This window comes from Cupriavidus pinatubonensis (assembly GCF_019602855.1).
Lineage (GTDB): Bacteria > Pseudomonadota > Gammaproteobacteria > Burkholderiales > Burkholderiaceae > Cupriavidus > Cupriavidus pinatubonensis.
The window spans coordinates 103,377-126,967 of the sequence record NZ_CP080767.1; the positions used below are offsets into that span (position 1 = coordinate 103,377).

Sequence of the window (23,591 nt, forward strand, 5' to 3'; positions counted from 1 at the left end):
ACAACGCCTGCGCCCGGCTAAATGGATTACTCTCCACCGCCGCTTTTCAAGCAAGGAACTTCGGCTGTCGCGCGCCTGGTCCTGTATGTGGCCATCGCGCTGGCGCTGCTGATCGTCGACGCGCGCTTCAACGCGCTCAGCATCGTGCGCCAGATAGCCGCCACGGTGCTGATGCCCGTGGAGCGCGTCGTGCTGGTGCCGCGCGATGCGTTGCGCACCGTGTTTGACTACGCGCAGTCTTCGGCCACGCTCGCCGGCGAGAACCGCGAACTGCGCCGCAGCGCCGTGGAACAGGCCGAGGCCTCGGTGCGCCAGGCGCAACTCGAGGCCGAAAACAACCAGCTGCGCAAGCTGCTCGGCTTGCAGCAGCAGTCGGCCACGCCCGTCACGACGGCGGAAATCCTCTATGACGCGCGCGATCCGTACTCGCAGCGCATCGTGATCGACAAGGGCAGCCAGCATGGACTGCGCGCCGGCTATCCGGTGATCGACGAACGCGGCGTGGTCGGGCAGGTCACGCGCGTGTCGCCGTTCCAGTCCGAAGTCACGCTGCTGACCGACAAGGACCAGGCCATTCCCGTTCAGGTAGTGCGCAACGGGCTGCGCAGCGTGGCTTTCGGCGGCGCGCGCGCCGGTCAGCTCGACCTGCGCTTCATGGCTGCGGCGGCCGACCTGCAAGAGGGTGACCTGCTGGTGACGTCAGGCCTGGACGGCACGTACCCGCCGGGCCTGCCAGTGGCAAAGATCGCACACATCGAGCGCAAGGCCGATACCGCCTTCTCGCGCGTGTGGTGCGAGCCGGTGGCCGGTGTGCGTTCGCACCGGCAACTGCTCGTGGTCCGCTACGACTCCGCCATGCCGCCGCGCGAGACCATCGAAGCGAAGACCGAAGCCCCGGCCAAGGGTGCCCGCTCGGCGGCCGCGCGTGCCGCTGCGGCCAGCGCGGCGGCGGCAAAGGCCGCATCCGCTCCCGCCGCCAAGGAGGCCCAGCAATGACCAATCCCCAGTACCTGCTGCGTCCGGTGAACCCGGTGTTCATCGCGTTCAGCTTCGTCATGGCCTTCCTGTTCAACCTGATGCCGTGGGGCACCACCCTGTGGATCCCGGACATGGTGGCGCTGGTGCTGGTGTTCTGGAACATCCACCAGCCGCGCAAGGTCGGCATGGGCGTGGCGTTCGCGCTGGGCCTGTTGATGGACGTGCATGATGCGCGCCTGCTCGGCGAACACGCGGTGGCCTATACGCTGCTGGCCTACTTCGCCATTACCATCCATCGCCGTGTGCTGTGGTTCACGGTCTATACGCAGGCGCTGCACGTGCTGCCGCTGCTGTTTATCGCGCATGCGGTGCCGGTGGTGATCCGCCTGGCCATGGGCGCGCCGCTGCCGGGCTGGCCGCTGCTTGTCGCCCCAGGCATCGAGGCGCTGCTGTGGCCATTGGCCACGGCAGTGCTGCTCGCGCCGCAGCGCCGCTCGGTCGACGTCGACGAGACGCGCCCGATCTGAGCGCGACCCACGCATCCTATCCGGCAGTACCATGACCGAAATCCGCAACGTCGAACTGGAAATCGGCCGCTTCCGCCTCCGCGTGGCGGCCGCGGCGCTGTTCACGGTGATCTGCTTCGGCTTGCTGTTCACGCGCTTCCTGTGGCTGCAGTGGTACAAGCATGACCAGTACTCGGCCAAGGCCGAGGACAACCGCATCTCCGTCGCGCCGATCGAGCCGAACCGCGGCATCATCATGGACCGCAACGGTGTCGTGCTGGCGCGCAATTACTCGGCGTACACGCTCGAAATCACGCCGTCCAAGCTGACCGATACGCTCGAAAACACGATCGAGGCACTGTCGTTGCTGGTCGACATCCAGCCGCGCGACCGGCGCCGCTTCAAGCGCTTGATGGAGGAATCGCGCAGCTTCGAGAGCCTGCCGATCCGCAGCCAGCTCTCCGATGAAGAGGTGGCGCGCTTCTCCGCGCAGCGTTTCCGCTTCCCGGGCGTGGACGTGCGCGCGCGCCTGTTCCGGCAATATCCGCTCGGGGAATCGGCGTCGCACGTGATCGGTTACCTGGGACGCATCTCGCAGCGCGACCAGGAGCGCATCGAGGCCATGGACGAGGCCAACGATGCCGATGGCGCCAAGTACGATCCGCGCAAGGACGCCGACAACTACAAGGGCAGCAACTACATCGGCAAGATCGGCCTGGAGCAGAGCTACGAGACCGAGCTGCACGGGCTGACCGGCTTCGAGGAGGTCGAGGTGAGCGCGGGCGGCCGGCCGATCCGCACGCTGTCGACCTCGCCCGCCACGCCGGGCAACAACCTGATCCTGTCGCTCGACATCCGCCTGCAGCAACTGGCCGAGGAGCTGTTCGGCGACCGCCGTGGCGCGCTGGTGGCGATCGAGCCGTCGACTGGCGACATCCTGGCCTTCGTCTCCAAGCCGACTTTCGACCCGAACCTGTTCGTCGAGGGGATCGACTCCAACACTTGGGGCGAGCTCAACAATTCGCCCGACAAGCCGCTGCTGAACCGCCCGTTGCGCGGCACCTATCCGCCCGGCTCGACCTACAAGCCGTTCATGGCGCTGGCGGCGCTGACCACGGGCAAGCGCACGGCCGCGTGGGGCATGCATGACCCGGGTTCGTTCACGCTGGGCAACCACACGTTCCGCGACGACAAGCCGGGCGGCCACGGCTGGGTCGACATGCAGACGTCGATCGTGCAGTCGTGCGATACGTACTACTACGCGCTCGCACGCGACATGGGCGTCAACGCGATCCACGACTTCATGAAGCCGCTGGGCTTCGGGCAGATCACCGGGATCGACATCGAGGGCGAAAGCCGAGGCATCCTGCCGTCCACGGAGTGGAAGCGCAAGGCATACCGCAAGCCCGAGCAGCAGAAGTGGTATGACGGCGAGACGATTTCGCTGGGTATCGGCCAGGGCTACAACAGCTTCACGATCCTGCAGCTTGCCAACGCGATCTCGATCATCGTCAACAACGGCGCGGCGATGAAGCCCCACCTGGTCAAGGCCGTGGAGGATTCCGTCACGCGCAAGCGCACGCTGACCGTGCCCAAGGAAAGCTACCGGCTGGACTTCAAGCAGGCCGACATCGACGTGATCAAGCGCGCGATGGTGGCGGTGACGCATTCGGGTACCGCCGCGCGCGTGTTCGCCGGCGCTGCCTACGAGTCGGCCGGCAAGACCGGTACGGCCCAGACTTACACACTCGGCAAGAACGAGAAGTACAACCACCACGCGCTTGACGAGCGCAAGCGCGACCACTCGCTCTACACAGCGTTCGCGCCCGCCGACAACCCGAAGATCGCGCTTGCGCTGATCGTCGAGAACGCGGGCTTCGGCGCCGCGGTGGCCGCGCCGATCGCACGCAAGGTGATGGACTATTACCTGCTCGGCAAGTGGCCCGCCGAACTGGAAGCCTCGGCACCGCCGCCGGCTGAACGTCCGCCGGTCGATACGGCGAGCGTGTTCACCACGGGCCAGACTGCGAGCATTGCCAGCGCGACGGTGATGTCCGGCGGCGCCAGCGCCGTGGCGGCCAGCGCGGTGGGCGCATCGTCCGCCATGGCGGCGGCATCGTCCGCGACGGCTGGCGCCTCCATGGCCGCGGCGCTGGATCCGGCCGCCATTGCGCCGGCTTCGGCCGTGCAGACGCTGGATGAACGCATGCTGCAGGCGCTCGGCCACAGCAAGCCCAAGCCCGTTGCGCCGGGACCGGCGTCTGCCCCTGTTGCGGCCAAGGCGCCTGCACCGAAACCCCGCGTCAAGCCCGTTGCTGCCACCCCGGCGACCGGCCCCGACGTTACCCGCTGAAGGAGACGCGCATGGACAAGCGTCGCGTCCTGTCGCTCATCAAGACGGCGTTTACCGGCTTTGACAAGCCGCTCGCGCTGATCGTGTTCCTGTTGTTCGCCACCGGCATCGTGGCGCTGTATTCCGCCGCCATCGACATGCCGGGCCGGGTCGAAGACCAGCTGCGCAACATCCTGCTGTCGTACGTGGTGATGCTGGTGATCGCCTACCTGCCCACGCAGACGCTGATGCGGGTGGCCGTGCCGATCTATACGGTCGGTGTGGCGCTGCTGATCGCGGTGGCCATGTTCGGCCTGATCCGCAAGGGTGCGCGGCGCTGGCTCAATGTCGGCATGGTGATCCAGCCGTCAGAGATCATGAAGATCTCCATGCCGCTGATGCTCGCGTGGTACTTCCAGAAACGCGAGGGTGTGGTCCGATGGTATGACTTCGTGGTGGCTCTGGCGCTGCTGCTGATCCCGGTCGGCCTGATCGCCAAGCAGCCCGACCTCGGCACCGCGCTGCTGGTGATGGCGGCCGGTGTCTACGTGATCTACTTCGCGGGACTGTCCTGGCGCATCATCCTGCCGCTGCTGGGCGTCCTGGTGGTCGCGGTCTCGCTGCTGATCACGTACCAGAACGATATCTGCGCGCCGGGCGTGAACTGGCCGATCCTGCACGACTACCAGCAGCATCGCGTGTGCACGCTGCTCGATCCGACCACCGATCCGCTCGGCAAAGGCTTCCACACGATCCAGTCGATCATCGCGATCGGCTCGGGCGGCGTCGATGGCAAGGGCTGGCTCAAGGGCACCCAGACCCACCTCGAGTTCATCCCGGAAAAGCACACCGACTTCATCTTCGCGGTGTACTCCGAGGAATTCGGCCTGATCGGCAACGCTATCCTGCTGGTGCTGTACCTGCTGCTGATCTTCCGTGGGCTGTTCATCGCGGCCAATGCCCCGACGCTGTTTTCGCGGCTGCTGGCGGGCTCGATCACGCTGATCTTCTTCACCTATGCCTTCGTCAATATGGGCATGGTGAGCGGCATCCTGCCCGTGGTGGGCGTGCCGCTGCCGCTGATGAGCTACGGCGGCACGGCGCTGGTGACGCTGGGTGCGGGCATCGGCATCCTGATGGCGATTTCCCGACAGAAACGGCTGATCCAGACGTAATACAGATGGGCAGACAGAAAGGGGCGGGGCGTGAATGCCCCGCTTTGCTACACTGCCATCCAAATTTCTCTCGGTTCGAAGCCCATGAACGCCCAAGACGTCGCCGCCTACCTGCAGAGCAATCCCGAGTTCTTCGAAGACCATGCCGAGCTGCTCGCCACCGTGCAGCTCACCAGCCCGCACAGCCACCGCGCGGTGTCGCTGCAGGAACGGCAGATGGAAATCCTGCGTGAAAAGAACAAGGGACTCGAACTGCGCCTGGCCGACCTGATGCGCCACGGGCACGATAACGACCGCACCCAGCAACGCATGCACGCATGGCAACTGCGCCTGCTGGCCGAGCCCGATTCGCATGCGCTGCCTTACGCTGTGCAGGATGGCCTGCAGCAGGTGTTCGACGTGCCCGCCGTGGCGCTCAAGTTGTGGAGCGTGGCCGAGCAGTTTGCGCATATGGAAGTGGCGCAGGGCGCCAGCGACGACATGCGCCTGTTTGCCGAAGGCCTGCGCGCGCCTTACTGCGGCGCCAATGCCGGCTTCGAAGCCGCCGGGCTGCTCGAGCTCGACGAGGTGGCATCGCTGGCCATGGTCGCCTTGCGCCCGCCAGTGCGTACTGTTGGCGAGGTGCCGGGCGCTGCCTTCGGTTTGCTCGTGCTGGGCTCGGCGGATGCGCGCCGTTTCCACGAAGGCATGGGCACGGCTTACCTGACCCAGATCGGTGAAGTCGCCGGCGCGGCACTGAACCGCCTGCGCGACTGATCGTTACTTCCCGGTCCCGGATTGCAGCCATGCCTGCCGAACCGACGAACGGCGTGACAAACGACCCGATCGTCCAACGCTACCTCGCGTGGCTGGAAGGCAGCCGCAAGCTGGCCGGCCACACGATCAGCAGCTATCGGCGTGACCTGACCGTGCTGCAGGCGCATGCGGCTAAGCATGCGCCCGGGATTGCATTACTTGCGCTGCAGACCCGCCATATCCGCGCCTTTGCCGCGCGCATGCATGGCGAAGGACTGGCCGGTACCAGCATTGCCCGGACCTTGTCGGCCTGGCGCGGCTTCTATCTGTGGGCCGCGCAGCACGGCCTGGGTGTCCAGGCCAATCCCGTGGATGGCGTGCGCGCGCCGCGCTCCGGCCATCGGCTTCCCAAGGCGCTATCCGTCGAGCATGCCGTGGCGCTTGTGTCGCATCCGGCCGGCACGGATGCCGCCGCGCTGCGCGACCAGGCCGTGTGGGAACTGTTCTATTCGAGCGGATTGCGCCTGGCCGAGCTGGTGCAGCTTGATGTGCGCTACGAAAGGCTCGATGGCTACGAATCGGCCGGCTGGCTCGACCTGTCCGGTGCCGAACTGACCGTGACGGGCAAGGGCTCGCGCCGGCGGACCGTGCCGGTCGGCAGCAAGGCGATGGAGGCGTTGCGCGCATGGCTCGGCATACGCGAGCAACTGCTGCGCCCCGGCGCCGCGCCGGAAGACGCCAGCGCGCTGTTCCTTGGCGCGCGCGGGCATCGGCTGTCGATGCGCGTCGTGCAACTGCGGCTCAAGCAGCAGGCCATTCGTGCCGGCGTGCCCGCTGACGTGCATCCGCACATGCTGCGGCATTCGTTTGCCACGCACATGCTGCAGTCGTCAGGCGACCTGCGCGCGGTGCAGGAGCTGCTCGGGCATGCGAGCATCGCCACGACGCAGATCTACACGTCGCTCGACTTCCAGCATCTGGCGAAAGTCTATGACAAGGCGCATCCGAGGGCCGGGCGCGCGGCGCCGTCCAAGGACGGCGCCGACGATGACGAGACGTCGGACGACTGAACCCTCAATCCGCCCACTGCGCCAGCACTTCCCGAAACCGGTCGATCTCCGGCAACAGCCACCCGCGGAACGCCTGCACCTTTGCCAATTCGAGTGCCCCTGGCGCGCATACGAAGTACAGCAGCCACGGGCACGTAATGCTGACATCGAACAGCCGCACCACGCGCCCTGACAACAGGTCGTTATAAGCCAACGAAGAGCGGATCAGCGCAATGCCCTGGCCTTCGGCTGCTGCCTGCAGCAGCAGCGAGGAATCTTCGAGCATCAGCCCCTTGCGCGGCTCGGGCCAGTCTAGTCCGGCGGCTTCGAACCAAGGTTTCCATGGATCGCCTTCGCCGCGCAGCAGGTTCAGGCCGGCGAGGTCGCTGGGCTTCTCCGGCAGACGACCGCCGTTGAACCCCGGGCTGCAGACCGGGAAGAACACGTCGTCGAGCAGCTTTTCCACGTAAAGGCCCGGGTAGTCGCCGGTGCCCATGCGCAGCGCGATATCGACCTCTTCCTGGCCGAAGTCCACGAGTGTGTTCGACGACAGCAGCTCGACGTCGAGTTCCGGGTGCCGTTCGATGAAGCTGCCGATGCGCGGCATTAGCCAGCGCGCGGCGAATGACGGCATGGTGCTGATGGTCAGGCGCTTGTCGCGGTTGCCGGACTGCAGCACGCGCGTTGCGTCGGCAATCTGCAGCAGGGCGTCGCGGATCCGCTCGGCGTAGAGACGCCCGGGCGGCGTCAGCGCGACGCGCTTGCCATGGCGCTCGAATAGCGGCAGGCCCAGCTCTTCTTCGAGCGCGCGGATCTGGTGGCTGACCGCGCCATGCGTGACAAACAGCTCGGTGGCCGCCCGGGAGAAGCTTTCATGACGGGCCGCCGCCGCGAACGCGCGCAATGCCGTCAGTGCCGGCAGACGCGGCAATTCACGGTGCCAGCCGCGCGGCATGTCCCTTTCCCATGCGCCTTTCCACGCCATGACGGCCTCCGCTTTGTGAGATTCACTAACAAGAACCTCCAAAATATATCGTTTTGCCAGTGCGTGGGCAATCACTAGAATTCATTCACCGGCGCCCCAATGCCACTGCGATTTGAACTGGCCTGGCGGGAAAACCAGGCCAGTACCGGTCAAGTGACATGTTTCGGCAAGATCGCCGAGGCCGGCGGACAGGAGATCCACCATGCAAGCTCTGCTCACAACGACAGTATTCACCCTGAGTCCCGGCGAAGTCACCGCGCTGTCCATGCATTCGGCACAGCGCCTCCATGTGGAAGATGCCGGCGGCACCGACCTGTGGATGACGCGTGAAGGCGATTCCGAGGACTACTGGCTGCGTTGTGGCGGGAATCTGCTGCTGCGGCGTGGCGATGAAGTGGTACTGAGTATCGACCCGCGCGCCGAACGCCCGGTGCGCCTGGCGCTGATCGCCGAAGCGCGGCGCCCGGTGTTGACGCTGGCCGACCTGCCGCACCTCGTGTACCGCGGGTTGCGGCGCCTGGTTCGAGGCACGGAGTGGACGCCGGCCGACGACCAGGCCAAGGCAGCCTGAGCGCGGAGAGGGAGCGTCTGCGCCGCATGCATCACGGCTGCGGCTGGTCTGGCCGAGGCCACGTGATGAAGAAGGCCGCCAGGACGCGCAGCACAGGCTGAAGGACGCTCCATGACAGTGGCAGGGCCGGCGCAAGCCGGCCCTTTTCGTTACACTCTCGCCATGCATCCGATTCAAGTCATCGAACGGGGCCGAGAAGACTACCAGCCCTGCTTCGACGCGATGCGCGCCTTCACTGCCGCGCGCACGCCTGAAACGCCTGACCAGGTCTGGCTGGTCGAACATCCGCCGGTCTACACGCTGGGCCAAGCGGGCGATCCCGCACACCTGCTGGCGCCGGACGAACGCATCCCGATGGTGCAGATCGACCGTGGCGGACAGATCACCTATCACGGTCCTGGCCAGGTGGTGGCCTATCTGCTGCTCGATCTCAAGCGCCGCAAGCTGATGGTGCGCGAGCTCGTCAACGATATCGAGCAGGCCGTTCTTGACACACTCGCGGCGTATAATCTCGCGGCTGAGCGCAAGCCCGGCGCCCCTGGCATCTACCTGTCGGACGGCCCGCACCGGGGTGCCAAGATTGCGGCGCTCGGCCTCAAGATCCGCAACGGCTGCAGCTACCACGGCGTCAGCCTGAACGTGCAGATGGATCTGGCGCCGTTCCTGCGCATCAACCCGTGTGGCTATGCCGGACTGGAAACGGTCGACATGGCCACCGCCGGTGGGCACTGGCAAGACCAGCCCGTGACCGCCGCACAACAACCTGACATCGCGCGGCGCCTGGCGGCGGCATTGTGCGAGGTGCTGGCAGCGCGCGAGGCTCGTGCGCTGGCGGCAGACAAGACTGCCGCCACGCCGGCCCTGGCCTCTTAGTGACAAGCTGACAAGCGAATTGCACGCCGTTGCGCGTGCGGAGAAATTTATGAGCGACGCCCTGATCGCCTCCTCCAGCGAAGCCCCCCAATCCCCCGCGGAGCAGTACGATCCGACCCGCAAGCAGAAATCGGCCGACAAGACCGCGCGCATCCCCATCAAGATCGTGCCGGCCGAAAAGCTCAAGAAGCCGGACTGGATCCGCGTGAAGGCCGCCACCGGCAATTCGCGTTTCTACGAGATCAAGGACATCCTGCGCGCGAACAACCTCGTCACGGTGTGCGAGGAAGCAAGCTGCCCGAACATCGGCGAATGCTTCGGCAAGGGCACGGCGACGTTCATGATCATGGGCGACAAGTGCACGCGCCGCTGCCCGTTCTGCGACGTCGGCCACGGCCGCCCCGATCCGCTCGATGTGAACGAGCCCGGCAACCTGGCCCGCACCATCGCTCAGCTCAAGCTCAACTATGTGGTCATCACCAGCGTTGACCGTGACGACCTGCGCGACGGCGGTGCCCAGCACTATGTGGATTGCATCAGCCAGACGCGCGAGCTGTCGCCCGCCACCCGCATCGAAGTGCTGGTGCCCGACTTCCGCGGCCGCCTGGACAAGGCGCTGGACATCCTGCAAGCCTGCCCGCCGGACGTCATGAACCACAATATGGAAACCGTGCCGCGCCTGTACAAGCAGGCCCGCCCGGGCGCCGACTACGCGCACTCGCTCAAGCTGCTGCAGGAATTCAAGCGCCGCAATCCGAACGTGCCGACCAAGTCCGGCCTGATGGTCGGCCTGGGCGAGACCGACGAGGAAATCCTCGAAGTCATGCGCGACATGCGCGCGCACGATATCGACATGCTGACCATCGGCCAGTACCTCGCACCGTCGAACCACCACCTGCCGGTGCTGCGCTACGTGCATCCCGATACGTTCAAGATGTTCGAGGAAGAGGCCTACAAGATGGGCTTCACCCACGCCGCCGTGGGCGCGATGGTGCGCAGCTCGTACCACGCCGACCAGCAGGCGCATCAGGCGGGGTTTGCCTGATCGACGCTGTGGTGACGAAGTAGGGAAAGACGGCCGGGGAAACCCGGCCGTTTTGCTTTTGGGCCGCCCGCTACAACTGTCCCGGATGGCGGCCAATGTATTAGGGTCAATCCTGAGTGCCGAGGCAATATTTGTTTAGTTATGATGATTCATCGATAAATTGTCGATGAAAAGCTGATGAGTCACATCTGGAGCCATCCCGGCCTACACTGATCAGCAGTGTTCCAGCCGGTGTTGCCTCATGACTTCCTGTACCGTCCACCGTCTTGCCGAACAGGCGCTGCTTTGCAGCGCGCCGCCGCCGGCCTCGCTTGAGGTCCAGCGCCGCATCTGGGCCATGGCAGCGCGCGCCGAAAACTGGCACGGCGTGGTCGATGTCGTGCCCGGCATGAACAACCTGACGGTGATCTTCGACGGCGCGGCCGATGTCGCGGCGCTGGAGCGCAACCTGAAGCTCGCCTGGGCTTCTGGCGAGGCGCACAACGCGACAGGGCGGCTCGTGGAGATTCCGGTTCGCTACGGCGGCGAGCATGGGCCCGACCTGGCCGATGTGGCCGCGCATACGGGGCTGAGCGCGCAGGAAGTCGTGCGCCGTCACAGCGCTGGCGAGTACGTGGTGTATTTCCTCGGCTTCCAGCCCGGCTTTGCGTACATGGGTGGACTCGCACCGGAGCTCGCCACGCCACGGCGGCGCGAGCCGCGGCTCGCGGTGCCGGCAGGTTCGGTCGGCATTGGCGGCGAGCAGACGGGCATCTATCCGGCCGTCGCGCCGGGCGGCTGGCAACTGATCGGGCGTACCGATGCCGCGCTGTTCGTGGCCGACCGCGATCCGCCTTCCTTGTTCGCCCCCGGCGACACGGTGCGCTTTATTGCCGAGGAGGTCATCGCGTGATCGAGATCATCCGACCGGGTGCGCTGGCTTCCGTACAAGACCTCGGCCGCACCGGCTTTCGCCGCTTCGGCGTCGGACGCTCCGGCGCCATGGACCCGCTGGCGCTGACCATCGGCAACCGGCTGCTCGGCAATGCGCCGGGCAGCGCCGCCATTGAATTCACGCTCGGCCGCGCGGCCGTGCGTTTTCATGAAGACCTGCGCGTGGCGCTGACCGGCGCCGAGTGCAATGCCAACCTCGACGGCGTGCCGGTGTGGTCGTGGCATGCCTTCGACGTCCGCCGCGGCGAGACGCTGACGCTCCCCCCGACGCGCGGGGGCACGCGCGTCTACCTGTGCGTGGCTGGCGGCATCGACGTGGAGCCCGTGATGGGCTCGCGCAGCACCGACCTGAAGGCTGGCTTCGGCGGGTTTGCAGGTCGCGCGCTGCACGACGGCGATCGCCTTGCCGCGGCACGCCCCGGCCTGGCCGCCAGCTCGGACTGGCTCGGCGTGCAGGCTCCGGCGTGGGCGCTGCGGTGCACCGATTCCGGCAATGCTGTACCGATCCGTCTGCTGCCCGGCCCCGAGTACGACGATTTCGAACCCGCCGCGCAGGCTGCGCTGTGGGAGTCCGAGTGGATCATCACGCCGAACAGCAACCGCATGGGCCTGCGCCTGCAGGGGCCTGCGCTTGCACGCAGGGCCGACCGCAGCGCTGACCTGCTTTCGCACGGCGTGGTGCCGGGCGTGATCCAGGTGCCGCCGGGCGGTCAGCCCATCGCGTTGATGGCCGATGCGCAGACCACCGGCGGCTACCCGAAGATCGGCGTCGTGATCGGCGCCGACCTGTGGCGCCTGGCGCAGGTGCCGCTCGGCGCGCCGGTACGTTTCGTGCGCGTCACGCTGGAAGAAGCCACCAATGCACAGGCAGCCGTGGACCGCTACCTGCGCCAGATTGACCAGGCCCTGCAATGGCAGGGCGATGGCATGACCATTGCCGCGCGCCGCCGCACCGGCTCGCGCGCCGCAGCCTGAAGGAGAAACGCAATGCAGATCGATTTGAACGCCGACCTTGGTGAAGGCTGCGGCAATGACGAGGCGCTGCTCGCGCTGATCAGCTCCGCCAACGTAGCGTGCGGCTGGCACGCCGGCGATGCCGCCACCATGCTGCAGACCGTGAAGTGGGCAATCGAAAAGGGCGTCGCCATCGGCGCGCACCCGAGCTTCCCGGACCGCGAGAACTTCGGCCGCACCGAGATGCAGCGCGACCCCGAAGCCGTCTACGCCGATGTGCTCTATCAGATCGGCGCGCTTGCGGCGATGGTACGTGCGCAAGGCGGCCAACTGCACCACGTGAAGCCGCACGGCGCGCTCTACAACCAGGCGGCGCGCGATCCCGCGCTGGCCGAGGCCATCGTGCGCGCCGTACGCGATTTCGATTCCGACCTCATCTTCTTCGGCTTGGCCGGCAGCAAGATGATCGACGTGGCGCGCAAGGCCGGCCTGCGCGTCAAGGAAGAAGTCTTTGCCGACCGCGGCTACAACGCCGACGGCTCGCTCGTCAAACGCGGCACGCCCGGCGCGCTGCACGAAGATGAGGAAGTCGCCCTGAACCAGACGCTGACCATGGTGCGCGAGCAACGCGTGCGCGCCATCGACGGCAACTGGGTACCGATCCGCGCTGAAACCGTGTGCCTGCACGGCGACGGTGACCATGCGCTTGCCTTTGCGCGCCGCATCCGCGAGCGGCTCGGCGCCGAAGGCATTGCAGTCCGCGCCGGCGCATAGGGCCACCAGCCCTGTGCGCGGCATGTCCCGCGGCTTTCGCCGTCGTGCCGTCTGACGGCTGAAGGCCGCACGCCTCCATCACACTCTCTCTGGTGTCTCTTATGGAACAGGCAGTCAACCTCTGGCCCCTCATCGGGGTCGGCGTCATCATCATCGGCTTCGTGCTGCGCTTCAATCCCATGCTGGTGGTGGCGCTGGCCGCCATTGCCACGGGCCTGGCGGCGTCGATGCCCGTGATGCAGATCTTCACCGCGATCGGCACCGCCTTCGTCAAGGCGCGCAACCTGCCGCTGATCATTTTGCTGCCGCTGGCGGTCATTGGCCTGCTCGAGCGGCACGGCCTGCGCGAGCATGCGCAAGCGTGGATCGCACGTATCGCATCGGCCACCGTCGGCCGCTTGCTGATCGTCTATCTCGGCGTGCGCGAGCTGACCGCTGCGGTTGGCCTGACCAGCCTTGGCGGCCATCCGCAGATGGTGCGACCGCTGCTGGCGCCGATGGCGGAAGGCGCAGCGGAGAACCGCTTTGGCCATCTGCCAGAACCGATCCGCCAGCGAGTACTGGCGTTCTGCGCGGCTACCGACAACGTCGGCCTGTTCTTCGGCGAGGACATCTTCGTAGCGTTCGGCGCCATCGCGCTGATGCATACGTTCCTGCTGTCGTCGAACATCGACGTGGAGCCGCTGCATATCGCTGTGTGGGGCATCCCGACCGCGATCTGCGCGTTCCTGATCCACGCGGTGCGCCTGAGGCGCCTGGACGGCTGGCTCGAGCGCGAGCTCGGTGGCAAGGCCGCCGCTGCCAATGTCGCGGCCACCAAGAGCGGGGAGTAAGCCATGATCGTTTCCATCGAGTACCTGTACTGGCTGGCGGGCCTGGTCCTTGCCATCACCGCGCTGCTGACCTTTGCCGACCGCGAGCATCCGCGCCGCTTCAGCACGGGCCTGTTCTGGCTGCTGTACGCCATCGTCTTCCTGATCGGTGACCGTCTGCCGCCCGCGGCAGTGGGCATCGGCGCGGTGGTCATGGCGCTGATCGCCGGTTTCGGCGGCGTCGGCCACGGCAAGCACGACACGCTGCCCGAAGAAGAACGCCGCGCCAGCGCGCGCCGTCTCGGCAACAAGCTGTTCATACCGGCGCTGCTGATCCCGGTGGTCACCGTGATCGGTACTGTGCTGTTCAAGGACGTGAAGATCGCCGGCATTCCGCTGCTCGACCCGAAGAACGTGACCTTCGTCTCGCTTGGCATCGGCTGCCTGATCTCGCTGGGCGTGGTGTGCTGGCTCACGCGCGACACCGTGGCGCAAGGCGTGCGCGAATCGCGCCGGCTCACGGAATCGCTCGGCTGGGCGCTGGTGCTGCCGCAGATGCTGGCGATGCTGGGCCTGGTGTTCGCCGACGCCGGCGTGGGCAAGGCCGTGGCGCACCTGACCACCGCCTACATCAACATGGACTACAAGCTGGTCGCCGTGACGGTGTACTGCGTCGGCATGGCGCTGTTCACAGTGATCATGGGCAACGGCTTCGCCGCGTTCCCGGTCATGACGGGCGGTGTCGGCGTGCCGATCCTGGTCGGCATGTTCCACGGCAACCCGGCGGTGATGGCGGCTATCGGCATGTTCTCGGGCTACTGCGGTACGCTGATGACGCCGATGGCGGCGAACTTCAACATCGTGCCAGCGGCGCTGCTCGAACTTGAAGACAAGAACGCCGTGATTCGCGCGCAGGTGCCGACCGCACTGGCGATCCTCGTCGCGAATATCGCGCTGCTGTATTTCCTGATGTAAGCGAGGAGAGTTGCCATGCGCACCGTTTTGCTGACCGGTTTCGAACCGTTCGAGAACGAGCCGATCAATCCGTCGTGGGAGGCGGTACGCGCGCTCGACGGCGAACGCATCGGCGATGCCGTCGTCGTCGCGCGCCAGTTGCCGTGTGTGTTTGGTGCGGCGATCGATGGCATGGCCGCGCTGCTGCGCGAGTTGAAGCCCGCCATCGCCATAGCGGTCGGGCAGGCGGGCGGCCGCACCGAGATGTCGGTCGAGCGCGTCGCGATCAATGTCGACGATGCGCGCATTGCCGACAATGCGGGCGCGCAACCCATCGATACCGTGATCGCCGCGAAAGGCCCGGCCGCATATTTCTCCACGCTGCCGATCAAGGCAATCGTGCGCGATATGCGTGCAGCGGGTGTCCCCGCCGCCGTGTCGCAGACGGCGGGGACGTTCGTCTGCAACCATGTGTTCTACGGGCTGATGCACGCACTGGCCACGCCGGCAGGCGAGGGCGTGCGTGGCGGCTTCATCCACATTCCCTATCTGCCGGAGCAGGCCGCGCGCCATCCAGGAGAGGCCAGCATGTCGCTGGAGTCGATGGTTCGCGGCATTCGGCAGGCTATCGCGACTACGCTGGCGACGGAGGTAGACGTGCGCGAGCAGGGCGGTCAGTTGCACTGAGCGAAGTATTCCGACACCACCGGGTTTGTCCCCTCTCCCGCTTGCGGGAGAGGGGCCGGGGGCCGGAGCGTGCACGAAGTGATCGACTTCGCTACGGGCCGCGGTATCAGGCTCACACCACCTCCTTCTCCCTCTTCCCAGCCTCCCTCCGCGCCGCGGCCGCCTTGCGCCGCTCATGCCGCTTCAGGCTCACCTGCTCAAACCGCCACATCACATAGCAGAACGCCAGGAACGGCCACAGCCACCCCAACCACTGCGCCAGGCTGTTGAAATGCACAAACCGCCCCATGCGCCAGCCTTGCTCGGAGATCCACGCATACGGATTCGACGGCAGCACATTGGTGAGCACGACCAGCGTGATCAGTGCCGCCATGGCCAGCACCGCGCGCAGCCAGCGCGGCACGTATAGCAACAGCGCCAGCGCGAGCGAGCTGGTCAGCAGCGCGAAGCGGCCGCCTTCGGACAGCCAGATGAAAGCGTTGCCATCGGGAAACTGCAGTTCGGCTACCGCAGCCTTCAGCAGCAGCGCCGCGGCGAGCAAGCCGGCGAGAATGCGTAGCATCGGCGCGTGCCGCCGCATCGAGATCGATGCGAACAGTCCCGTGCCGAGCCAGCTGCTCGCCGTTACGAGCGTTTCGAGCAACTGCTGGCTCTGCATGTCGTCCGGTCGCAGGCCGATGCTTTCCTGCCACGCGGGCAGATCCGGCACTAGCATCTGCAGCACCTGCATCGGCCATGAGTCCGGGTCGGTCAGCCATTCGCGCACGATGCCGCCCATGCCGAACAGGTGTTCCTGCGGGAATATCTGCGCGAACGGCCACAGCATCAGCAGGATGATGGCGAAACTTGCGTGCGGCTCGAACCACGCGGTGCGCAACTGCGTGAGCGTGCCGCGGTCGATCAGCGCGGAGGTAAATGGCGCGACCACGGCGCCGCCTAGCAGTGCACCCAGTGCGTTGGTGATGAGGTCGATGTTCGACGAGATGCGGCTCGGCAGCCAGGTCTGCAGCGCCTCCATGCAGCCGGAGAGCAGGGCGCCCGCGACCAGTGCGATCAGCGTGGCGCGCGCGCCCGATATGCGCGGATGCAGTGCGAGCACGACCAGCGCGCCGAACGGACAGTAGCCGAGCACATTGGTCAGCAGATCGAACTCGGTGATGTAGCGCGGCTTGGGCGCGGTCAGGAATGCAAACGGCGAGACGCCGTTATCGACCCAGCCGGTGAACGGGTACAGGCTGGCGTAGACCACCAGCAGCGTGAAGCACACCACACCCACGCGCGCGAGCGGCGAGTACTTGGGCTCGACCGCCTCAGGCAGTGGCGCCTGCGGCGGCATGGCGGGCGGCGTGGGGGCCGGCACCATGGCGTTGCTTCCTTACTTGCCCTGCAAGGGCAGCCCGGCCGCCCACGCCAGCATGTCGGCAATGACCTTGTCGGTCGCGTCCGCCAGTGCCTTGACGCCGCCCGAGCCGTCGGCGCTCGGTGCCGGTTCGCGCGCGGTGAAGGTCTGCTGGCCGATCATGCCGTGCTGGTACACGGTGGCGCGCACGCGCACCACGCCGCGGCTGTCCGTCGCGCTGTCGAACACCTGCTCGAATTCAAGCATGTCGACCTTGAGCGCGGGGACCGAGGTGTCGCCAAACCAGGTCAGCGCGCCGCGCGCGGCCACGGCTTCGCGCAGGCGGCCGTCGAACAGCTGCGTGGGCGGGATGACCCAGCGCTGCGTCGCATAGGACTGCATCCGCTGGGCCTGCGAATACTGCAGGCGGTAGTACAGCGCATTGCTTTCCATCCACGTCGGGCCGTCGGTCTGCGCGATGCGGAGCTTGGGCAGCGTGCCGGCTGCCGCTTGCGTGGACAGCGGCGGGCCCAGGTCATAGGTGGTGACGGGCGCTGAGGCGCGTGTGAGCGAGCAGCCCGGCAGCGCGGACACGATGGCCAGCGCGGCGAGCAGGGTCCTGGCGGCGCGGCGGGCGGTGGGCAGGTCTGGTGTCGATGTCACGGTTGGCCTCGGTGGGTCAGGGTGGGCATGGCGGTCACGGTGCGCTGAAGCCGGGCTCGCCCGGGCCAGGCACGGGCGTCGGCGAACCGAACAGCAGGCTGTTGGGGCTGTCGCTGAACTGTCCGGCGGCGCGGTCGAAGGTGCGCATGGTCTGTCGCGCGTCGCGCGCCAGGCCGTTGACCTGCGGCAGCGTTTCCTGGCTCAGCGTGCCGGCCGCGGACTGGATCGACGCGGCCGCGCCTTGGAGGTCGCGCCCGACCGTATCGACGGTGCGCAGCACCGTGCCGTTCGGGTTGGACAATTCGTGCGTGAGCTTGCGTGTCGATTCCAGCGTTGCGTTGAGGTTTTCCGCGACCTTCGGCAGCCGCGCCGCGGCGGGCGCGAGCGAGTCGGAGAGTTTCGAGTAATCTTCGGCCGTCTTGTGGATCGAGCGAATGGCTGCCATCAGCTCGGCGCGGTTGCCGCCCTGGAACATGTCGTTGAGTGAGGTCATCATCGTTTCGACCTGCGTCAGCAGCGAATCGCCGCGCTTTTCCAGTTCCTCGAAAAATCCCGGGCGCATGGCGATGCGTGCCACGGCCTTGGGCGAGGTGTGCAGCGGCGGCGAGGCGCCGTTGCCTTCTTCCGCGGCGGTGTCGTCGAGCTGCACGTAAGCGATGCCGGTCACGCCCTGGAAGCCGAGCGTGGCATAGGTCGTGCGCGTGATCGGCGTGTCCTGGTTCACATTGACGCGCACGATGATCTGGCCCGGCACCTGCGGATCGAAACGAATCGACACCACCTTGCCCACCTCCAGGCCGCGGTACTTCACGTCTGCCTGCGGACCCAGGCCATTGACCGTCGAGCGCGTAACGAGGTCATACGGCACGCGTACGGCGTGGTCGCTGCTGAACCAGAAAATCGCGAACAGCACCAGCACGGCCAGGCCGATCGTGAACACGCCGGCAAGGAACGCGTGTGACTTGTTTTCCATCATGCTTCTCCAGATTGCCCGTCGCCGCGGGCCTGGTGCAGGGCCTGCATCGCGCGCTGCGCTCGTTCGCCGAGGAAGTATTCGCGGATGAACGGGTGGTCCACCTTGACGACCTCCTCGATCGGCGCCGCGGCCAGCACCTTGTGGTCGGCGAGCACGGCCACGCGGTCGGACAGCGCCACCAGCGTGTCCAGGTCGTGCGTGATCATCACCACGGTCAGGCCGAGTTCGCGGCGCAGTTCGCGGATCAGCGCCACGTAGTCGTCGGACGCCATCGGATCGAGTCCGGCGGTTGGCTCGTCCAGGAACACCAGTTCCGGCTCCAGCGACAGCGCGCGTGCCAGTGCCACGCGCTTGGTCATGCCGCCCGAAAGATCGGCCGGCATCTTGTCGGCGTCGCGCGCCGACAAGCCCACCATCTGCAGCTTGAGCAAGGCTGCCTGACAGATGAGATTGTCGGGAAGGGCGCGGAGTTCACGCAGCGGCAGTGCAATGTTGTCGATGACCGACAGCGCCGAGAACAGCGCGCCCCCCTGGAACTGCAATCCCCAGCGGTTGCGCAGCGCCTGCAGCTGCGAGGGCTTCAGGCGCGTCGGGTCTTCGCCGAAGATGCGGACCGACCCCGAGGTCGGCCGCTCCAGTCCGACGATCTGCCGCACCAGTACGGTCTTGCCGCTGCCCGAGCCACCGACGATCGACAGCACTTCGCCGCGGTACACATCGAGGTTCACGCCGTCGTGCACCACGGCCTTGCCGTAGCGCTTGACGAGGTTGCGGACCTCGATGATCGGCTCAGCCCGCTGCGCCAGTTCGGAGGTTGTCGTTGGCGCGTTCACAGGCCGACATCCTTGAACATCACGGCGAAGATGGCATCGGCCACGATCACGATCGTGATTGACACCACGACCGATGCGGTGGTGCCTTCACCGAGGCTTTGCGTGTTGGGCTTGATACGCAGGCCGAAGTGGCACGCCGCGAGGCCGATCAGGATGCCGAAGGCCACCCCCTTGCCCAGGCCCAGCCACAGGTTGGCCACGGGCACGGCATCGGGCAGCGCGCGCAGGAAAAACGTCGGACTGATGCCAAGCTGCATGCGCGCGGCGATGATGCCTCCGGCCAGTGCCAGGACGTCCGTCCACGCCACCAGCAGCGGCATGCAGACAGCCAGTGCGATCACGCGCGGCATGATCAGGCGGAAGCCGTGCGAGATGCCCATCACGCGCATGGCGTCGAGCTCCTCTGTCACGCGCATCACGCCGATCTGCGCCGTGATGGCCGAGCCCGAACGCCCGGCGACGAGGATGGCGGCCAGCACGGGGCCGAGCTCGCGGATCACGGCCATGCCCAGGATGTTGACGATAAAGGTACTCGCGCCGAACGTGCGCAACTGGTTGGCCGACAGGTACGACAGTACGATGCCGATCAGGAAGCCGACCAGCGCCGTGATGCCAAGCGCCTTGTACCCGATGTTGTAGATGTTGGCCGAGATCTCGCGCCACGGGCCGCGCTGCGGCATGCGCGCGAAGCGGATCAGGTCGAACGTGAGTTGCCCCAGCATGCTGACGCCGTTGGCGGCCTGCGCGAAAAAAGACAGGACCGAGGCGCCGAACACCGTGATCGGGTTGAAGCGCTCGACGATATGCTTCTTCCAGCCGTCGGCATGCAGGTCGGCGATGCGCTCGAACACGCGGCGCTGCCCTTCGCTGGCGTCGAGCCGCTGCGGCAGCTTGCCGTTCCACGCCTGCCACAGCAGCTGCCCGCCGATATGGTCGAGCTTGTCCACGCCGGCCAGCGACCAGTGCGCATCGTCCGGCGTCTGGCAGAGCTCGTGCAGGCGCGAGCGCATGGCGCGAGCCTGGTGGCATCCAGCCAGGCCGAGCGCGGTCCAGTCGCCACATAGCTGCACACTGACGGCTCCGTCCTGGCGCGTGATGTTGAAGGCAGGCGTCGTCTGGCGTTCCAAGGGCTGGGCAATGTGATGGCTTAGTCCCGATTCTAAGCCACAGGCCGGGGTGGCGCGAGGAAAGGGCACCGGCGGCTACAATGCGGCCTTGAGCCGGCGCGCGCCTCGCGGCGGTTCCGGGGCCGGCCAGACCGGCGCAATCCGACATGTTTATCGGCGTCTACGCCGCGTCCCCACGTCCCGACGTCTTTTCCACGCTTGCCATGACCACCGCCCCCGAATCGCAACCCGCCAGCCTGCAATCCTGGCGCATTGACGCCGACGCCCTGCGGGCCGCGTTGCCGCAGGCGCTCCAGGCATGGACGCTCGACCTGGTCGAAGAGACCGGTTCCACCAACGCCGACCTGACGCAGGCCTGCCGGCAGGCGCCGTGGTCGGACGCCGGCACCCTTCGCCTGGCCTATCGCCAGACCGCTGGCCGCGGCCGGCAGGGCCGCCCGTGGCAGGGGCAGGCGGGCCTGACGTTCTCGGTGGCGCTGCCGCTTGCGCTGTCGCCGTCCCGACTGAGCGGCCTGAGCCTGGGCGTCGGGCTCGCGCTGGCGCAGGCGCTTGGCGATGTCGAGGCGGCCCTGGGCGCGCGCGTCGGCTTGAAGTGGCCGAACGACCTGCAGATCGACGGGCGCAAGCTCGCCGGCATCCTGATCGAAGCCGTGCCGGCCGGGCCACAGCGCGTGTGGGCCGTGATCGGCATCGGCCTGAACCTGGTGCGCGATGCGCAGATGGAGGTCGCGCTCGGACGGGAACTGGCCGGCGTGGCCGAAGCCATGCCGGGTTTCGACGCGCAGCGCGACGCGACCCGGCTGCTGGTCGCCGTGCTCAGGCGGCTCGGCGCCATGCGCGATGCGTTCGTCGCGCACGGTTTCGCGCCGATGGCGGCCGAGTGGTCGGCACGCGATGCCTATCGCGACCAGCCCGTGCGGCTTCTGCATGATGGCCAGGTACTGGCTGAAGGCATGGCCCGGGGCGTCGACGGCGAGGGCCATCTGCTGCTGGAAACGCCTGCCGGTCTCGAACGCATTACCAGTGGCGAGCTGTCGTTGCGGCCGGCCGGAGGCGCGGCATGAGCGCACCCGTGCTGCTGATCGATATCGGCAATACGCGCCTCAAATGGGCCTGGTGCAATGCCGGCGAGGTCGCCGTGCAGGAACCGGGCCGGCTGCCGACGCCATGGCAGCACAGCGGCGCGGTCACGCATACCGACGATAGCGCCATGAGCACGCTGGCTGCCGCATTGCGCAACCTGCGCGGCGAGGGTCCGGTTCCGTCGGTATGGATTACCAATGTGGCCGGGCCGGTGATTGCCGGCCAGGTCGATGCCGCGCTCAACGCAGCATTTGGCGATGGCGCATCGGTGCAATGGGTGCGCAGCGCCGCCGCCCATGGGAGTCTCGTCAGCGGCTACCGCGAGCCCACGCAACTCGGCGTGGACCGTTGGGTCGGCAGCATCGGCGCGCACCGCTGGCTCCCCGGCGAGACGCTGCTGATCGTCACGGCCGGCACGGCGACGACGCTCGATATCGTCACGGCGCAGCCTGGCGGGCAGGGCCGCTTCGAAGGCGGGCTGATCCTGCCGGGCCTGGCGCTGATGCTGGCCACGCTTGCGCGCAATACCGCGCAACTGCCGGCGCTGGATGTAGAGGACACCGGCACCGCGGCCGCCTCGCGTCTGCCGTGGGCCGACAACACGCACGATGCCATTGCCGCTGGCTGCCTGGCCGCGCAGGCCGGCGCCATCGAGCGGACGTGGCGCACGCTGAGCGAACGCGGGCCGACGCGCTGCCTGCTGTCGGGCGGCGCGCGACACGCATTGGCCGGGGCGCTCGCTGTGCCATTCGAGATGCACGATAATCTCGTGTTGCTCGGCCTGCATGCAATGGCAACGGCCTGAGCGCAGCTCTGCCGCCGCATCTCGGTGATTCCGCCATCGTCAACGCGCCGACCCTTTCCCAACGCGCCGCCCCCATGTTCCGCCTAGATCCGCCCGACCAGCCGCGATGGCTGTCGATCTCGCTGCCGCTGCTGCTGCTCGCCAACGTCGTCCTGCTTGCTGCCGTGCTGGGCGTGTTCGGCCCGGATCCGCTGTCGGACTGGTCTGGCACGCCGCGCGAACCGGCGCGGCTGCGGCAGCAGGTGCGTACCGAACGCATGGAGCTTCAACCGGCCCAACCAAACCGACCCGCCTCCGGCGCGGTGCCCGAGCCGGAGGCGCGCGGTGCCGGGCCGGCCGGCAAGGTGCTCGCGGCGGCGACAAAGCGCGTGGCAGTTGCGGCCAGCGAGGACCAGTGCGTGGAAATCGGCGGATTCAGCGCGCAGGCGGTCCGCCGCGCGGCGGAGGACTTGTCAGGCGGATCCTGGCAGGTCGAGCAATTCGAGCGCCGCGAACAGGTGCGCTGGTGGATCCACCTGCCGCCCCAGCCGACGCGCGAGAACCTTGAGCGAAAGCTGGCCGAACTGCGCCGCCGCAACGTGACGGACTATTCGGTGGTGACCAGCGGCTCGGCCGAGGCGGAGTCCTTCACCGTGTCGCTGGGCCTGTTCCGCGAACGTGAGCCCGCCGAGCACTACATGGAAACGCTGCGCGGGCAGGGCGTGCGCACCGCGGTGCTGGCGGACGCCCCGCACCCGTTCACGCGCCAGTGGCTGCGCGTGCGCGGCGCCGACGACGCTGCGCGCGCCCGGCTCAATGACATGCGGCAGCGCTACGGCGCCGAAACCTTGCTGGCCTGCGGCGCCGCCTGAAGGCGCTCAGCCATGCTGCCTGACCTTGGTCAGCAGCTTGGTGGTCGAGCGGTCGTGCAGGAACGGGATGGCAATCGCCGTGCCGCCCCAGCTGCGCACCAGGCGCGTTTCTTCGAGCGTGTCGATATCGTAGTCGCCGCCCTTTACATAGATATCGGGACGCACCTGGCGGATCAGCTCCACCGGGGTCTGCTCGCGGAACATCGCCACCAGGTCGACTGACGCCAGCGCGGCCAGCAGCGCCATGCGGTCGGATTCATGGTTCAGCGGGCGGTCGTCGCCCTTGCCAAGCATCCTGACCGAGGCGTCGCTGTTGACGCCCACGACCAGGCTGGCGCCGAGCTCGCGCGCCTGGGCCAGGTAGGTGGCGTGGCCGCGGTGCATGATGTCGAAGACGCCATTGGTAAACACCAGCGGGCGCGGCAGCGTAGCAATGCGCGCGGCCAGCGCGGCAACGTCGTCGGGCGGGGTCAGTTTGGATTCGAAGGCGGGTACGGACATGTCTGGGGCCAGGTTTCTCATCCCCGGAATGGTACCCCGGCTTGGCGACG

25 protein-coding genes are annotated in these 23,591 nt (G+C 67.1%); 18 read left to right on the plus strand and 7 right to left on the minus strand.

Annotation, left to right across the window (positions count from 1 at the left end):
• Positions 1-21 precede the first annotated feature (21 nt).
• The 6 genes from mreC to K2O51_RS12880 all read left to right on the plus strand — a co-directional run bounded on the left by mreC (position 22) and on the right by K2O51_RS12880 (position 6,796).
• Entirely contained in the window at positions 22-996 is a 975-nt protein-coding gene (mreC, locus tag K2O51_RS12855) for a rod shape-determining protein MreC (protein WP_140950892.1), read from the plus strand.
• Positions 993-1,505, plus strand: a complete 513-nt coding sequence (gene mreD, locus K2O51_RS12860) for a rod shape-determining protein MreD (protein WP_140950891.1) — start codon at positions 993-995, stop codon at positions 1,503-1,505. Before mreC ends, mreD begins: the two co-directional genes overlap by 4 nt.
• 31 nt (positions 1,506-1,536) lie before the next feature.
• A complete protein-coding gene (gene mrdA / locus K2O51_RS12865; RefSeq protein ID WP_011296269.1) occupies positions 1,537-3,837 on the plus strand; it encodes a penicillin-binding protein 2 in 2,301 nt (766 codons plus the stop codon).
• A gap of 11 nt (positions 3,838-3,848) precedes the next feature.
• Entirely contained in the window at positions 3,849-4,991 is a 1,143-nt protein-coding gene (gene rodA, locus K2O51_RS12870) for a rod shape-determining protein RodA (protein ID WP_011296270.1), read from the plus strand.
• Between the two features lie 84 nt (positions 4,992-5,075).
• The gene (locus K2O51_RS12875) at positions 5,076-5,747 is read left to right on the plus strand and encodes a DUF484 family protein (protein ID WP_041679437.1); all 672 of its coding nucleotides are present in this window, start codon (positions 5,076-5,078) and stop codon (positions 5,745-5,747) included.
• Between the two features lie 29 nt (positions 5,748-5,776).
• On the plus strand, positions 5,777-6,796 hold the full coding sequence (locus K2O51_RS12880) for a tyrosine recombinase XerC (protein ID WP_140950889.1): 1,020 nt from the start codon (positions 5,777-5,779) through the stop codon (positions 6,794-6,796).
• 4 nt (positions 6,797-6,800) lie between these two features.
• On the opposite strand, the gene K2O51_RS12885 is transcribed toward K2O51_RS12880, so the two are convergent.
• Positions 6,801-7,760: a transcriptional regulator GcvA gene (locus tag K2O51_RS12885; protein WP_140950888.1), complete on the minus strand. Its 960-nt coding sequence runs from the start codon at positions 7,758-7,760 to the stop codon at positions 6,801-6,803.
• Positions 7,761-7,962: 202 nt separating this feature from the next.
• On the opposite strand from K2O51_RS12885, the gene K2O51_RS12890 reads away from it, so the two are divergent.
• The 9 genes from K2O51_RS12890 to pcp all read left to right on the plus strand — a co-directional run bounded on the left by K2O51_RS12890 (position 7,963) and on the right by pcp (position 15,363).
• Positions 7,963-8,331 (plus strand): DUF2917 domain-containing protein, encoded by a 369-nt coding sequence (locus K2O51_RS12890; RefSeq protein WP_011296274.1) that lies wholly within the window; start codon positions 7,963-7,965, stop codon positions 8,329-8,331.
• Positions 8,332-8,493: 162 nt separating this feature from the next.
• Positions 8,494-9,204, plus strand: a complete 711-nt coding sequence (gene lipB / locus K2O51_RS12895; protein WP_140950887.1) for a lipoyl(octanoyl) transferase LipB — start codon at positions 8,494-8,496, stop codon at positions 9,202-9,204.
• Between the two features lie 49 nt (positions 9,205-9,253).
• A complete protein-coding gene (gene lipA / locus K2O51_RS12900) occupies positions 9,254-10,249 on the plus strand; it encodes a lipoyl synthase (RefSeq protein WP_011296276.1) in 996 nt (331 codons plus the stop codon).
• Positions 10,250-10,490: 241 nt separating this feature from the next.
• Entirely contained in the window at positions 10,491-11,141 is a 651-nt protein-coding gene (gene pxpB / locus K2O51_RS12905) for a 5-oxoprolinase subunit PxpB (RefSeq protein ID WP_140950886.1), read from the plus strand.
• Positions 11,138-12,157, plus strand: a complete 1,020-nt coding sequence (locus K2O51_RS12910; RefSeq protein WP_140950885.1) for a 5-oxoprolinase subunit C family protein — start codon at positions 11,138-11,140, stop codon at positions 12,155-12,157. Before pxpB ends, K2O51_RS12910 begins: the two co-directional genes overlap by 4 nt.
• A gap of 12 nt (positions 12,158-12,169) precedes the next feature.
• Positions 12,170-12,910: a 5-oxoprolinase subunit PxpA gene (gene pxpA / locus K2O51_RS12915; RefSeq protein ID WP_011296279.1), complete on the plus strand. Its 741-nt coding sequence runs from the start codon at positions 12,170-12,172 to the stop codon at positions 12,908-12,910.
• A gap of 101 nt (positions 12,911-13,011) precedes the next feature.
• Positions 13,012-13,743 carry a DUF969 domain-containing protein gene (locus K2O51_RS12920; protein WP_011296280.1) on the plus strand — a complete coding sequence of 244 codons (732 nt, stop codon included), beginning with the start codon at positions 13,012-13,014 and terminating at the stop codon, positions 13,741-13,743.
• A gap of 3 nt (positions 13,744-13,746) precedes the next feature.
• Positions 13,747-14,697 (plus strand): DUF979 domain-containing protein, encoded by a 951-nt coding sequence (locus K2O51_RS12925; RefSeq protein ID WP_011296281.1) that lies wholly within the window; start codon positions 13,747-13,749, stop codon positions 14,695-14,697.
• 15 nt (positions 14,698-14,712) lie between these two features.
• Entirely contained in the window at positions 14,713-15,363 is a 651-nt protein-coding gene (gene pcp, locus K2O51_RS12930; protein WP_011296282.1) for a pyroglutamyl-peptidase I, read from the plus strand.
• A 112-nt stretch (positions 15,364-15,475) separates the two neighbouring features.
• On the opposite strand, the gene K2O51_RS12935 is transcribed toward pcp, so the two are convergent.
• The 5 genes from K2O51_RS12935 to K2O51_RS12955 are packed head-to-tail and all read right to left on the minus strand — an operon-like array spanning position 15,476 to position 20,301.
• Positions 15,476-16,726 (minus strand): VanZ family protein, encoded by a 1,251-nt coding sequence (locus K2O51_RS12935; protein ID WP_220631202.1) that lies wholly within the window; start codon positions 16,724-16,726, stop codon positions 15,476-15,478.
• A gap of 12 nt (positions 16,727-16,738) precedes the next feature.
• Positions 16,739-17,365: an ABC-type transport auxiliary lipoprotein family protein gene (locus K2O51_RS12940; RefSeq protein WP_140953229.1), complete on the minus strand. Its 627-nt coding sequence runs from the start codon at positions 17,363-17,365 to the stop codon at positions 16,739-16,741.
• A 34-nt stretch (positions 17,366-17,399) separates the two neighbouring features.
• Positions 17,400-18,341: an MlaD family protein gene (locus K2O51_RS12945; protein WP_140953228.1), complete on the minus strand. Its 942-nt coding sequence runs from the start codon at positions 18,339-18,341 to the stop codon at positions 17,400-17,402.
• Positions 18,338-19,174 carry an ABC transporter ATP-binding protein gene (locus tag K2O51_RS12950; RefSeq protein ID WP_220631203.1) on the minus strand — a complete coding sequence of 279 codons (837 nt, stop codon included), beginning with the start codon at positions 19,172-19,174 and terminating at the stop codon, positions 18,338-18,340. Before K2O51_RS12950 ends, K2O51_RS12945 begins: the two co-directional genes overlap by 4 nt.
• Positions 19,171-20,301, minus strand: coding sequence for an MlaE family ABC transporter permease (locus K2O51_RS12955; protein WP_140953227.1), 1,131 nt, complete (start codon positions 20,299-20,301; stop codon positions 19,171-19,173). Before K2O51_RS12955 ends, K2O51_RS12950 begins: the two co-directional genes overlap by 4 nt.
• A gap of 203 nt (positions 20,302-20,504) precedes the next feature.
• Between K2O51_RS12955 and K2O51_RS12960 the strand changes: the two genes are divergently transcribed.
• The 3 genes from K2O51_RS12960 to K2O51_RS12970 all read left to right on the plus strand — a co-directional run bounded on the left by K2O51_RS12960 (position 20,505) and on the right by K2O51_RS12970 (position 23,040).
• Complete coding sequence (locus K2O51_RS12960) at positions 20,505-21,365, plus strand: biotin--[acetyl-CoA-carboxylase] ligase (RefSeq protein WP_140953231.1); 861 nt, start codon at positions 20,505-20,507, stop codon at positions 21,363-21,365.
• Complete coding sequence (locus K2O51_RS12965; RefSeq protein WP_140953226.1) at positions 21,362-22,189, plus strand: type III pantothenate kinase; 828 nt, start codon at positions 21,362-21,364, stop codon at positions 22,187-22,189. Before K2O51_RS12960 ends, K2O51_RS12965 begins: the two co-directional genes overlap by 4 nt.
• 74 nt (positions 22,190-22,263) lie before the next feature.
• On the plus strand, positions 22,264-23,040 hold the full coding sequence (locus tag K2O51_RS12970) for an SPOR domain-containing protein (protein WP_140953225.1): 777 nt from the start codon (positions 22,264-22,266) through the stop codon (positions 23,038-23,040).
• Between the two features lie 6 nt (positions 23,041-23,046).
• On the opposite strand, the gene rfaE2 is transcribed toward K2O51_RS12970, so the two are convergent.
• Positions 23,047-23,541 carry a D-glycero-beta-D-manno-heptose 1-phosphate adenylyltransferase gene (gene rfaE2, locus K2O51_RS12975; RefSeq protein WP_140953224.1) on the minus strand — a complete coding sequence of 165 codons (495 nt, stop codon included), beginning with the start codon at positions 23,539-23,541 and terminating at the stop codon, positions 23,047-23,049.
• Positions 23,542-23,591: the final 50 nt, after the last annotated feature.

Coding starts and splice junctions, on each gene's coding strand:
- mreC (WP_140950892.1), top strand. CDS start 22: ATGGATTACTCTCCACCGCCGCTTTTCAAGCAAGGAACTTCGGCTGTC.
- mreD (WP_140950891.1), top strand. CDS start 993: ATGACCAATCCCCAGTACCTGCTGCGTCCGGTGAACCCGGTGTTCATC.
- mrdA (WP_011296269.1), top strand. CDS start 1,537: ATGACCGAAATCCGCAACGTCGAACTGGAAATCGGCCGCTTCCGCCTC.
- rodA (WP_011296270.1), top strand. CDS start 3,849: ATGGACAAGCGTCGCGTCCTGTCGCTCATCAAGACGGCGTTTACCGGC.
- K2O51_RS12875 (WP_041679437.1), top strand. CDS start 5,076: ATGAACGCCCAAGACGTCGCCGCCTACCTGCAGAGCAATCCCGAGTTC.
- K2O51_RS12880 (WP_140950889.1), top strand. CDS start 5,777: ATGCCTGCCGAACCGACGAACGGCGTGACAAACGACCCGATCGTCCAA.
- K2O51_RS12885 (WP_140950888.1), bottom strand. CDS start 7,760: ATGGCGTGGAAAGGCGCATGGGAAAGGGACATGCCGCGCGGCTGGCAC.
- K2O51_RS12890 (WP_011296274.1), top strand. CDS start 7,963: ATGCAAGCTCTGCTCACAACGACAGTATTCACCCTGAGTCCCGGCGAA.
- lipB (WP_140950887.1), top strand. CDS start 8,494: ATGCATCCGATTCAAGTCATCGAACGGGGCCGAGAAGACTACCAGCCC.
- lipA (WP_011296276.1), top strand. CDS start 9,254: ATGAGCGACGCCCTGATCGCCTCCTCCAGCGAAGCCCCCCAATCCCCC.
- pxpB (WP_140950886.1), top strand. CDS start 10,491: ATGACTTCCTGTACCGTCCACCGTCTTGCCGAACAGGCGCTGCTTTGC.
- pxpA (WP_011296279.1), top strand. CDS start 12,170: ATGCAGATCGATTTGAACGCCGACCTTGGTGAAGGCTGCGGCAATGAC.
- K2O51_RS12920 (WP_011296280.1), top strand. CDS start 13,012: ATGGAACAGGCAGTCAACCTCTGGCCCCTCATCGGGGTCGGCGTCATC.
- K2O51_RS12925 (WP_011296281.1), top strand. CDS start 13,747: ATGATCGTTTCCATCGAGTACCTGTACTGGCTGGCGGGCCTGGTCCTT.
- pcp (WP_011296282.1), top strand. CDS start 14,713: ATGCGCACCGTTTTGCTGACCGGTTTCGAACCGTTCGAGAACGAGCCG.
- K2O51_RS12935 (WP_220631202.1), bottom strand. CDS start 16,726: ATGGTGCCGGCCCCCACGCCGCCCGCCATGCCGCCGCAGGCGCCACTG.
- K2O51_RS12945 (WP_140953228.1), bottom strand. CDS start 18,341: ATGATGGAAAACAAGTCACACGCGTTCCTTGCCGGCGTGTTCACGATC.
- K2O51_RS12960 (WP_140953231.1), top strand. CDS start 20,505: ATGACCACCGCCCCCGAATCGCAACCCGCCAGCCTGCAATCCTGGCGC.
- K2O51_RS12965 (WP_140953226.1), top strand. CDS start 21,362: ATGAGCGCACCCGTGCTGCTGATCGATATCGGCAATACGCGCCTCAAA.
- K2O51_RS12970 (WP_140953225.1), top strand. CDS start 22,264: ATGTTCCGCCTAGATCCGCCCGACCAGCCGCGATGGCTGTCGATCTCG.
- rfaE2 (WP_140953224.1), bottom strand. CDS start 23,541: ATGTCCGTACCCGCCTTCGAATCCAAACTGACCCCGCCCGACGACGTT.